Consider the following 11,857-nt stretch of genomic DNA (forward strand, 5'->3'; position numbering starts at 1 on the left):
TAAAATTATAAATTAATATTATATTTTACAAGCTCCATTACAGTCATCAATATTATTTAATTGTGGAATATTACATTGATAATCCATGGCTCCATCTCTAGTATTTTGATAATATAATGTTTTTAATCCAATTTTATAGGAAAATAATAAATCTTTTAATAATACTTTCATAGGTATTTTATTATTTCTAAAACGGCTAGGATCGTAATTTGTATTTGTTGAAATAGATTGATCAATGAATTTTTGCATAATACTGGCTAATTTTAAATATCCTGTATTATTCGGTAAATCCCATAAGTATTCATATTTTTTTTTAAGTAATTTATAATTTGGTATTATTTGTTTTAGCATGCCGTCTTTTGATGCTTTTATAGTAATACTACCTCTAGGTGGTTCGATTCCATTAGTGGAATTTGATATTTGTGAAGATGTTTCTGATGGCATCAAAGATGATAATGTAGAATGTCTTAAGCCATATTTTAATATTTTTTTACGTAAATTTTCCCAATTTAAATGTAATGGTTCATTACAAAATGTATCAATGTCTCTTTTATATGTATCTATTGGTAATATACCCATAGAATATTTAGTTTGGTTAAATAATGGACATGCGCCTTTTTTTTTTGATAAATTACAAGATGCTTTTAATAAATAATATTGTAATGCTTCAAAAGTTTTATGTGTTAAAGAATTTGCACTATCATCTGAATATCGTACATTATTTTTAGCTAAATAATATGCAAAATTTATAACACCTATTCCTAAAGATCTTCGATTCATTGTGCTTTTTTTTGCTGCATATATAGGATACTCTTGATAATCTAATAATTCATCTAAAGCACGTACGGATAAATCAGCTAATTCGGAAATTTCTTTTAAATTATCAATACTTCCTAAATTTATAGCAGATAATGTACACAAAGCAATTTCACCTTCTGTATCATTAATATCATTTAATGGTTTAGTTGGTAAAGTGATTTCTAAACATAAATTTGATTGTTTGATAGGAGCTAATTTTGGGTTAAAAGAACCATGTGTATTACAATGATCTACATTTTGTATATATATTCTGCCAGTTGATGTGCGTTCATGCATGATTAGTGAAAATAGTTCTGTTGATTTTATTGTTTTTTTTCTTATTTTTTGTTTTTCATAATGTTTATATAATTTTTTAAATTTTTTTTGATCAGAAAAAAAGTAATCATATAATTTTGGTGTATCTGATGGGCTAAATAAAGTTATGTTCTTTCCTTTAATTAATCGTTTATAAAACAATTTATTTATTTGTAAACCATAATCTATATGACGCACTCTATTTTCTTCTATCCCTCTGTTATTTTTTAGAACTAATAAATCTTCCACTTCTAAATGCCAAATGGGATAAAATAATGTTGCAGCCCCTCCTCTAACTCCACCTTGTGAACATGATTTGATTGCTGCTTGAAAATATTTATAAAATGGTATACAACCAGTGTGTAATGCCTCGCCTCCTCTTATAGGACTTCCTATGGCGCGTATTTTACCAACATTTACCCCGATTCCTGCCCTTTGTGAAACGTATTTTACAATACTACTAGCTGTTGCGTTTATAGAATTTAAATTATCATCACATTCAATTAATACACAAGAACTAAATTGTTTAGTAGGAGTACGCACACCTGACATTATTGGAGTAGGTAAAGAAATTTTAAAAGTGGATATTGCGTCATAAAATTTTTTTACGTATTTTAGTCTTGTTTTTTTGGGATAATTTGCAAACAAACAAGCAGAGATCATAATATATAAAAATTGTGCACTTTCATATATTTTACCTTTAACTCTATCTTTAACTAAATATTTTCCTTCTAATTGTTTTATAGCAGCGTATGAAAAATTCATATCTCTCCAATGATCTATAAATGATTCTATAATATTATATTCATATGGAGTATATATTTTTAGTAATTGAGCATCGTATTTATCATTTTTAATCATGTTTTTTATATGTGTATATAATTTAGGGGGTTGAAATTGTCCGTATGCTTGTTTGCGAATATGAAAAACTGATAATCTGGCTGCCATATATTGATAATCTGATGCTTTTTTAGTAATTAAATCAGCAGTAGATTTAATTATTGTTTTATGTATTGCAATAGTTGTAATATTATTATAAAATTGTATTTTTGATCTTAAAATGACTTGTGAGATTGAAATATTTTCTAAACCTTCCGCAGCCCAATTTAAAACTTTATGTATTTTATCTAAATTTATTAATTCTTTTTGTCCATTTCTTTTGATGACAAAAAATTTATTTTTCATATCTTTATCCATGATAAATATTTAAATTTTTTAAATTTTTTTTTTTTGGTTTTTGTGAAATTTTTTTTATTTAAAATGTACATTTTTAAATACTTTTTATTATTTAAAATTTATGTATTGTAATATAATATAATAATTTCAATAAAGTTTTTTAAAATATTTACTATTTATTTTTTGTAATGCAGCTACTTTTGCTTGTTTTTTAGTTCGGATTAATATCACACCTTGTGTATTTCTTTTTAATATTGCTATTTCTGATACTCTAATTCTAACTAATGTACCAGCATTTGTTATTATCATAATTTGATCTTTTTGTGTGACTTCTAGTGCCCCAATTAAAATGCCATTTTTTTTTGTTATTTTTATGGATATTATACCTTTATTTGATCTTGATTTTATAGGAAATTCTTTCATTTGACTTTGCTTTCCATATCCTTTCTCAGTTACGGTTAAAATATTTCCTATTTTTTTTGGTATAACTAAAGAAACTACACGATCATTAGTATTTATTTTTATTCCTCTTATGCCTGATGCAGTTCTTCCCATTTTACGAACGGAATTTTCAGAAAAATGTACTGCTTTACCTTTCGCAGTAAACAACATTATATTATTTTTTCCGTTAGTTAAAGAAACTCCAATAAGTTTATCATTTTTATTTAAATTAATAGCAATAATTCCTTTGTTTCTAGGTTTACTAAATTCTTTTAAAGGGGTTTTTTTTACAATGCCTTGTGCTGTTGCCATAAAAACATTTATTTTATTACAAAATTTATTAATTGGTAAAATAGCTGTTATTCTTTCATTTTTACTTAATGGTAATAGATTTACTATAGGTTTTCCTTTTGCATGTCTACTAGATTCTGGTAATTGATAAACTTTTATCCAATATACTATACCTATAGTTGAAAAACATAGTATTAAATCATGTGTTTTAGTGATTAATAAACTCTCTATAAAATCTTTTTCTTTTATTTTAGCAGCAGATTTTCCTGTTCCTCCTCTTTTTTGAGCTTCATAATCCGTTATAGGTTGATATTTAACATATCCAGAATTAGATAAAGTTACAACTACATTTTCTTGCGCAATAATATCTTCTATTTTGATATTAGGATTAGCATTTTTTATTTTTGTTCTGCGTTTATCTTTAAATTTATTACGTATCTTAATTAGTTCATTTTTTATAACTTTTATCATTTTTTGTTTATTATTTAAAATTTTTTTAAATTTTTTTATTTTAATTTTTAATAATTTTTCTTTTTTTTTTATGTTTGTTGTTTCTAAATGAGTTAGTTTATGTAGTTTTAAATTTAAAATAGATTTTGCTTGTTTTTTTGTAAATATGAATATTTGGTTTTTTATTAACCATTTTTTTTTAGTAAGTTTTTTTTTTGCTTCTGCGAAATTTGGTATTTTTTGTATTATATATATAATTTTATTGATGTTAGTTAATGCTATAATTAAACCTTTTAAGATATGTAATTTTTTATTTGCTTGTTTTAATTCAAAAATAGTACGATTTGTTACAATTTTAATTCTATGTCGATAGAAAGCTTTTAAAATTTTTTTTAATGAAAGAATTTTTGGACGTCCTTTATATAAAGCAACCATATTTATGCCGAATGATATTTGCAATTGCGTCATTAAATACAGTTTATTTAATATTATTTCCGGAATATTATTTTTTTTTATTTCTATAACAATACGCATACCATCTTTATCAGATTCGTCTCTTAGATTATTTATGCCTTCGATTTTTTTTTCTTTTATAAGTTCTGCTATTTTTTTTATTAATTTAGATTTATTAACTTGATAAGGTAATTCATAAATTATTATGGATTTTTTTTTATGTAAATTATGTTCAATTTTACTACGTGCTCGAATTAGAATTTTACCTCTTCCTGTTTTATATGCTTTTTTTATACCTTCTGTTCCATTAATTATTCCAAATGTTGGAAAATCTGGCCCTGGTATATATTTCATTAATTTTTTTAAACTAATATTTTTATTTTCAATATATTTTAAAAAACCATTTATTATCTCTTTTAAATTATGTGGTGGAATATTTGTAGCCATTCCTACTGCTATTCCAGAAGCGCCATTAATTAGTAAATTTGGTATTCTAGAGGGTAATATTTCTGGTATTTTTTCTGTATTATCGTAATTAGGTATGAATTTTACAGTGTTTTTTTCTAAATCTTTCATTAATTCGTTAGAAATTTTAGACATTCTAATTTCTGTATATCGCATAGCTGCAGCAGAATCACCATCTATTGAGCCAAAATTTCCTTGTCCTTCAATTAAAGTATATCGTAAGGAAAATGTTTGCGCCATACGTACGATTGCTTCATATACTGCTGAATCACCATGTGGGTGATATTTACCTATAACATCTCCTACTATTCTAGCTGATTTTTTGTAAGATTTTTCAGAATTATTGCCTAATATTTTCATTGCATATAAAATTCTTCTGTGTACAGGTTTTAATCCATCTTGAACATCAGGTAAAGCGCGTCCAACAATTACTGACATTGCATAGTCTAAATAAGAGTTTTTTAATTCTTCTTCAATTGATATATTTTTAATTTCCTTGGCAATTTCTTTCATCAAATATTTCTCTGATATTTATAGAATAATAATATTTTATATTGTAAAATTTTTATTTAACATAAATTAAATAATATTATTTATATATATAATTTTTTAATTAAAATAATATAAATATATGTTGAAAATTATATAAAGTGATTTATATTTATATTTAATATATTTTGTTAAACTAATATAAATTTTAAAGGATATTATATGAATAGTGTTGAAAAAAAATTAATTAAGAATTTATTTTCAAGATTTAATGATACAGAAATTAAGAATAAGATTAGAGATGCGAAAGCAGAAAAACTTATTTTTGAAAACTTAAAAATACAACCTAATTCTCCATACTATATGGTGCAAACTATATTAATACAAGAGCATGCTGTGCAAAAATTACATGAAAAGATACAAAATTTAGAAAAAATTATCAAAGATCAGGAATCTAAAATAAATTCTAATAAAAAATCTACTGGGTTTTTATCTAGTATATTTGGTTCTAAAACTAAAAAAGAAATTAATAATAAAGTAGAAACTGAGAATACTAAAACTTCTCCTAATTTAACTAAATTAAATTCTGGTAATAAAAATAACGATTTAAAAGGTAAAAATAATAGTTTTTTAGGAAGCGCCTTACAAACAGCTATTGGTGTAGCAGGTGGTGTAGTTACTGCAAATATGTTGATGAATTTATTTAATCATGATAATAAATCCAGTTCAGAATTATTTAGTACTAATAATTCTAATAATTCTAATAATCATGCAAGTAATTTATTTCAAAATAGCGAAAATAGTACTGGAAATAATTATATTTTAAATGAAGAGAAAAAATTTTCTTCAGATGACAATTCTACTTCTGAAACCACAGAATTTACAGATTCATACGATTATGATGATTATGAAGATGAAGAAGATGATGATGAATATTTATAGTTAGGACATTTTTTGTCTATAACTGTATAATTGTGAATACAGTTATAGATAAAATATATTAAATTAGTGTTAAAAATTTTCTTTTAGATATTCTTGTATTCCTTTTTGATTTGGTTTGATACCTGCTTTTCCTTTTTTCCAATTTGCTGGACAGACGTTTCCAGAATTTTCATAAAACTCAATAGCGTCAATTATTCTAATTATTTCTTTTATATTACGTCCTATAGGAAGATCGTTTATACTTTGATGACGTATAATTTTTTTCTTATCAATTATAAATGTCGCTCTTAAAGCAACTCCGTTATTAGGATGTTCAATTCCATATAGTTGTTGTATGTTTCTTTTTATATCTGATATCATTGTATAATGTATGTTTCCAATACCACCTTTATTAATTGGTGTATTTCTCCAAGCATTATGTACAAATACAGAATCTATAGATACTCCAATTATTTTTACATTGCGCTTTTTAAATTCATTTAAATTTTTGTTAAATGTTATAATTTCTGAAGGACAAACGAAGGTAAAATCCATTGGCCAAAAAAATAAAACTGTTATTTTATTTGAAATATTTTTTAAAAAATTGTAATTTTCAATTATTTTTCCATTTTTTAATATTGCAGGTGCAGTAAAATTTGGTGCTTTATGAGTGACTAATACCATTTTTTCTATCCTTTTAAATGAAATTTTATTATTTATGAATATTATTTAAATCTAAAATTTTTTAAATTGTTTTTATTAACATTTTTGTAAATTATATATAAATTAGCTAATTTGCAAGATATTTATTTTAAACTGAGTTGATTCAAAAATGAATAAAAAATGGTGTGATTTTTTAAATAAAGAAAAAAAAAAAAAATATTTTATAAATATTATTAAACATTTAAACATTTTATATTGTAATAAAAAGATTTATCCTAAAAAAAAAAACATATTTAAAGCTTTTTATATGACTGAATTAAGTGATATTCAAGTTGTAATATTAGGACAAGATCCATATTTTCGTTCTAAACAGGCTCATGGGTTAGCTTTTTCTGTACCGTGTGGTATAAAAATACCTCCTACATTAAAAAATATTTATAGGGAGTTAATAAATGACTATAATAAAAAAGGTTATATATTTAATAATGGTTGTTTAATGAATTGGGCTAAGCAAGGTGTATTTTTATTAAATACTATTTTAACTGTAGAATCTGGAAAACCTTTTTCACATATGCATTTAGGTTGGAGTATGTTTACAGATAAAGTTATATCTATAATTAGTAAGCATTGTATTGGTGTGGTTTTTTTACTTTGGGGGAATGCAGCTCAAAAAAAAAAAATAATAATTGATGAAAGCAAACATTTTTTATTTACTGCTTCTCATCCTTCCCCCTTTTCAGCTAACCGTGGTTTTTTTGGTTGTCGGCATTTTTCTAAAACTAATAATATATTATGTGCTATAGGAGGAAGGCCAATTAATTGGTTTTTATAAATTAATTTATTATTTGTATGTTTCTATATACGCCTTTCTTAATATTGTATTTTTTCTAATGTACCCTTTTTTAATTATTTTTTTTATTTTATTTGTGGAATTATTTTCTTTATTTTTGATATTTATTATATTTTTATGTTTTTTTTTATCTAAATTTATTTTTTTATTATTAATTACAATGATATTATATTTTTTAAAATTATTATGTAAGTTTTTTAATATTAATATTAATCCCTTTATGGTGTTATTTTTAAAATTATATATTTTTTTTAAGTATGATATAGAATCTTCTAAATAATCTATTATAGGTATTATTTTTTTAAAAAATTTTTCAATATTTTGAGTTTTTATTGTTTTTTGTTGTATAATGATTTTTTTTTTTGTGTTTTCTAATTTTGCTTGCATTCTTAAATTAATTTCTTTTCTTTTTTTTTTAATTTTATTAAATTTTTTTTTAAAATTTATTAAAAATTCTTTTTTTTTTATGTTCATTTTAATTTTGTTAAATTTTTTATTTATAATTTAATATTATTATATTATAAGGTTTTAAAAAAAATCTTTCAAGATTAAATTAGTTTAAATTTAATACGTTATATATTATATGGTGTAAATAATGAAACGATATTTTAATAATATTGGTATTATCGGAATACCAAGACATGATCGTGCTTTTGTTACACATGAAATACTTTATTATTGGTTAAACAATAAAGGTTATAATGTATATGTTGAGAAAAAAATTCTTGATAAACTTTTTTTAATTAAACCTATGGCTTTATCTTTATCTGGTATTGGAAAATGTTGTAATTTAGCTTTAGTAATCGGGGGAGATGGAAATATTTTAAGAGCCGGAAGGGCTTTATGTGTTTATACAATATGTATGATAGGAATTAATAGAGGTAATTTTGGTTTTTTAACTGATTTGAATTATAAAACTATTTTTGCAAATCTTAAAAGCATTTTGTCTGGTAAATTTTTTATTGAAAATCGTTTTATATTAGAAGTTTCGGTATATAGAAATAATTCGTTTATAGCTAAAAGTAAAGCTATTAATGAATTTGTAATTCATCCAAAAAATGCCACACAAATGATAGAGTTTGATGTATTAATTAATAAAAAATTTGCATTTTCACAATGTGCAGATGGTTTAATAATTTCTACACCAACTGGTTCTACAGGGTATTCTTTGTCAGCAGGTGGGCCTGTTTTAGAATCTTCATTAGATGCTATTATTTTAATTCCCATGTCCCCACATACTTTATCTGTTCGACCTTTAATTATACATAATAAAAATATTGTTTCTTTGAAGTTTCATGATTTTCCAGGAAAATTAAGAGTTACTTGTGATAGTCAAAAGATATTATCAATAAAAAAAAATGACACAGTTGTAATTTATAAAAGTAAATATAATTTATCTTTTTTACATCCGATTAAGTATAATTATTTTAATATTTTAAGTGATAAATTAAACTGGTCAAAAAAATTTTTTCCTGTTTAATAATTTTTAATTTTATTTTATTGGAGCTGGCGGGATTTGAACCCGCGTCCAAAATTAAATTCACTTTAGTACTACATGTTTAGTTTATTTTTTTTTTTATTCATTACTTTTGAGTAATAAACAACTTTTAAGTATTATAGCATAATTAAATATTATAAAAATACTTATGCAATATTTTTAAAAAAAATTAATTTTCTCTGTCTATATTTAAATACAGAAAGAGAGCTTTGCAATTTTTAAGCTGCTAAAGCGTAATTTTGTTTTTTTGCAATTATTTATCGGTTTTTAACGAGTGATACCGAATCTCGACATGCACTTTGGTGTCAATAAATTTTGTCAAATCCAAAATCAGCCCCATAATTAATTATATCATATTTTTTATAATGTGTATAATATTTTAATTGTAATATTTTATTATTTATTTTAAAATACATGGTAAATATAATATATAACTTTTAAAATTTTAAAGTTTAAATGATGAATATTTTAAAAAAAATTGATACACAAGTTAAGAAATATAATGTTTTAATTTATATGAAAGGAACTCCAAAAGTACCAAGATGTGGATTTTCTGCGCAAACTATCAAAATATTATTATTGTATAAAAAAAAAATTCATTATGTTGATGTTTTAGAAAATGAAGATATTAGAATATTTTTACCAAAATATTCTAATTGGCCTACATTTCCTCAAGTTTTTATAAATGGTGAATTAATTGGTGGGTGTGATATTATTACAGAAATGCATAAAAATAAAAATTTAAAAAATTTACTTATGTAATATATTTATAGCTGTATTTATATTTTTAATATTTAAATAATTATTTTAAATACGACATGTGTATTTTTGTTTAATTAAACATGTTGTATTTTATTTACACATATTATTTTAAATTATTTTATATTTAATTAACTTTTTTAAAAAAGTTAATAATTTTGCAAAATAATTCCGCTGTTTTTATGGCGTCATATAATGCCGAATGCGCTTTTGAATGATTAAATGATATCCCCATTGCTTTACAAGATTTAGATAATACTGTTTGACCTAGTACTAAAGCGCTTAAAGTTGCTGTATCGAATATTGTAAAATTATGAAATATTTTTTTTGACATGTTATTTCTTTTAATAGCTTTCATTAAGAAACTGTGATCAAAATAGCCATTATGTGCAATTATCACTCCTTTTTTGCATTCATTTTTTTTTATTTTTTTTTTTGTTATTTGAAATATTGATTTTAATGCTTCTTGTTCACTGATAGCAAATCGCAATGGATTAAAAGGATCAAGTTTGTTTAAAAATAATGATTTTTTATTAATTTTACAATTTTTAAATGGTTTGATGTGAAAGTGCAATATAAAATCTTTTTTCAACCAACCTAATTTACTCATTTTTAAAGTAATAATTGCAATTTCTAATATTGCATGAATATTAGGATTTAAACCTGTTGTTTCAATATCTATTACTATAGGTAATAATTTTCTAAATCGGTTTTTTATAGAATTTAAGCTATTTTTATTGATATTGAATCTCTCTTTATACATTGTTGTAGTTTTATTTCCAAAATTATATTAAAAAATATTGTATATAATAAAATAATTATTAAATTTAAAATTTAAATCTTTTAAAATCTTTCTTTACAATTAAAATAAATTATATTAATATAATATTATTTTTTATAAAAATAATTTATAATTATAAAGGAAAAATTATGATTGTTTTGCCTAAATTACTTTATTCTTATGATGCTTTAGAACCTTATATTGATAAAGAAACTATGTATATACATCATATGATGCATCATAAAAAATATGTTGATAATGCTAATGAAATTTTAAAAAATACTAAATTTAATAAGATGTCATCAATTGAAATTTTAAAAAATTTAGCAATTTTTCCAAAAAATATGCGTGTAGGTTTGCAAAATAATATCGGTGGACATGTTAATCATAGTTTTTTTTGGAAGCAGTTTATAACAGGAATTTCTAAATTATCAGAAGAATTGGAAATTTCTATTGTTAAAAAATTTTCTTCTTTTGAAGATTTTAAGAAAAAATTTACACAATTGGCGTTGTCTAAGTTTGGTTCTGGTTGGATATGGTTAGTATTGGATAAAAATACTTTACATATAAGAACTACTTCTAATCAAGATAATCCTTTAATGCATGATAGTATTTGTGATGTATCTGGAATACCTGTATTAGGTTTAGATTTGTGGGAACATGCATATTATTTAAAATATAAAAATAATAGATTAGAATATATTAATGCTTTTTGGAAAATTGTAAATTGGACATATATTTCAGAAATATTTTTAAAATCTATTTAATTTTTAAATATTATATTTATTAAATAATATATTTTTGTTAAAATTTTTTATTTTTAATTTTATAAATATTATGTTATAAATAAAATAATTAACATTTATTATAAATTTTTAAAGTAAGGATGAAATGAAAAATATAAAAATAATAATTGGTTTATCAAATCCTATTAAAATATATAATGATACACGTCATAATGTTGGTGCTTGGTATGTACAAGGTTTAATGCGTAAACATTCTGGATTTTTTAAAAAAAAAAATATGGATATTTAGGTCAAATAAATTTTTTTGGAAAGCATGTTTATATCTTATTACCAAATACATTTATAAATTTAAATTTTAAAGCTATTTTTTCTGTTCTTGCATATTATAAATTAAGTTGTGAAAATATGTTAATTGTGCATGATGAATTAGATTTATTGCCTGGAAATATTAAAATTAAATTAAGCAATGGACATAATGGACATAATGGCTTAAGGAATATTGTAAAAAATTTTAAAAATAAAAAATTTTATAGAATTTGCATAGGTATAGGAAGACCCAAATATTGTAAACAAATATCTTCTTATGTTCTATCTAATCCTACAATTTTAGATAAAATAAAAATAAAATTTATTATCAAATATATGATTAATATAACTGATAATCTTATTAAAGATATGAATATGTCATTTTTAAACAAATTATTACATAAACATTCATTATTAATAAAATAATTTTGAATTATCAATCCATTAATAAATTT

At 22.3% G+C, this 11,857-nt stretch carries 12 protein-coding genes and 1 other RNA gene; 7 read left to right on the forward strand and 6 right to left on the reverse strand.

Going from position 1 to position 11,857, the window contains the following annotated elements:
* Positions 1-18: 18 nt before the first annotated feature.
* The gene (nrdA, locus tag RJT30_RS00620) at positions 19-2,298 is read right to left on the reverse strand and encodes a class 1a ribonucleoside-diphosphate reductase subunit alpha (protein ID WP_343190419.1); all 2,280 of its coding nucleotides are present in this window, start codon (positions 2,296-2,298) and stop codon (positions 19-21) included.
* Positions 2,299-2,436: 138 nt separating this feature from the next.
* A complete protein-coding gene (gene gyrA, locus RJT30_RS00625) occupies positions 2,437-4,902 on the reverse strand; it encodes a DNA topoisomerase (ATP-hydrolyzing) subunit A (RefSeq protein ID WP_343190420.1) in 2,466 nt (821 codons plus the stop codon).
* Positions 4,903-5,100: 198 nt separating this feature from the next.
* Here gyrA and RJT30_RS00630 point away from each other — a divergent pair, with 198 nt between their 5' ends.
* On the forward strand, positions 5,101-5,820 hold the full coding sequence (locus RJT30_RS00630) for a DUF2076 domain-containing protein (protein ID WP_343190421.1): 720 nt from the start codon (positions 5,101-5,103) through the stop codon (positions 5,818-5,820).
* A gap of 69 nt (positions 5,821-5,889) precedes the next feature.
* Here RJT30_RS00630 and RJT30_RS00635 read toward each other — a convergent pair whose 3' ends face one another.
* Entirely contained in the window at positions 5,890-6,483 is a 594-nt protein-coding gene (locus tag RJT30_RS00635; protein WP_343190422.1) for a peroxiredoxin, read from the reverse strand.
* Between the two features lie 148 nt (positions 6,484-6,631).
* Here RJT30_RS00635 and ung point away from each other — a divergent pair, with 148 nt between their 5' ends.
* Positions 6,632-7,294, forward strand: coding sequence for a uracil-DNA glycosylase (ung, locus tag RJT30_RS00640; protein ID WP_343190423.1), 663 nt, complete (start codon positions 6,632-6,634; stop codon positions 7,292-7,294).
* Positions 7,295-7,303: 9 nt separating this feature from the next.
* Here the strand turns inward: ung and grpE are convergent, their stop codons facing one another.
* Positions 7,304-7,786, reverse strand: a complete 483-nt coding sequence (grpE, locus tag RJT30_RS00645) for a nucleotide exchange factor GrpE (RefSeq protein ID WP_343190424.1) — start codon at positions 7,784-7,786, stop codon at positions 7,304-7,306.
* Between the two features lie 121 nt (positions 7,787-7,907).
* Here grpE and RJT30_RS00650 point away from each other — a divergent pair, with 121 nt between their 5' ends.
* Positions 7,908-8,792, forward strand: a complete 885-nt coding sequence (locus tag RJT30_RS00650; RefSeq protein ID WP_343190425.1) for an NAD(+)/NADH kinase — start codon at positions 7,908-7,910, stop codon at positions 8,790-8,792.
* Between the two features lie 18 nt (positions 8,793-8,810).
* Here the strand turns inward: RJT30_RS00650 and ssrA are convergent.
* Positions 8,811-9,148, reverse strand: a transfer-messenger RNA (tmRNA) gene (ssrA, locus tag RJT30_RS00655).
* Between the two features lie 121 nt (positions 9,149-9,269).
* Between ssrA and grxD the strand changes: the two genes are divergently transcribed.
* The gene (gene grxD, locus RJT30_RS00660) at positions 9,270-9,572 is read left to right on the forward strand and encodes a Grx4 family monothiol glutaredoxin (protein ID WP_343190426.1); all 303 of its coding nucleotides are present in this window, start codon (positions 9,270-9,272) and stop codon (positions 9,570-9,572) included.
* Between the two features lie 124 nt (positions 9,573-9,696).
* Here the strand turns inward: grxD and RJT30_RS00665 are convergent, their stop codons facing one another.
* Positions 9,697-10,332 carry an exonuclease domain-containing protein gene (locus RJT30_RS00665; RefSeq protein WP_343190427.1) on the reverse strand — a complete coding sequence of 212 codons (636 nt, stop codon included), beginning with the start codon at positions 10,330-10,332 and terminating at the stop codon, positions 9,697-9,699.
* A 167-nt stretch (positions 10,333-10,499) separates the two neighbouring features.
* Here RJT30_RS00665 and RJT30_RS00670 point away from each other — a divergent pair, with 167 nt between their 5' ends.
* From RJT30_RS00670 to pth, 3 genes are all read left to right on the forward strand, one after another.
* On the forward strand, positions 10,500-11,117 hold the full coding sequence (locus RJT30_RS00670) for a superoxide dismutase (protein WP_428994214.1): 618 nt from the start codon (positions 10,500-10,502) through the stop codon (positions 11,115-11,117).
* 124 nt (positions 11,118-11,241) lie between these two features.
* On the forward strand, positions 11,242-11,385 hold the full coding sequence (locus RJT30_RS00675) for a hypothetical protein (protein WP_343190428.1): 144 nt from the start codon (positions 11,242-11,244) through the stop codon (positions 11,383-11,385).
* Positions 11,386-11,390: 5 nt separating this feature from the next.
* The gene (gene pth, locus RJT30_RS00680) at positions 11,391-11,828 is read left to right on the forward strand and encodes an aminoacyl-tRNA hydrolase (RefSeq protein WP_343190488.1); all 438 of its coding nucleotides are present in this window, start codon (positions 11,391-11,393) and stop codon (positions 11,826-11,828) included.
* Positions 11,829-11,857 lie beyond the last annotated feature (29 nt).

The sequence above is a fragment of the Buchnera aphidicola (Mollitrichosiphum nigrofasciatum) genome (genome assembly GCF_039388045.1).
GTDB lineage: Bacteria > Pseudomonadota > Gammaproteobacteria > Enterobacterales > Enterobacteriaceae > Buchnera_K > Buchnera_K aphidicola_B.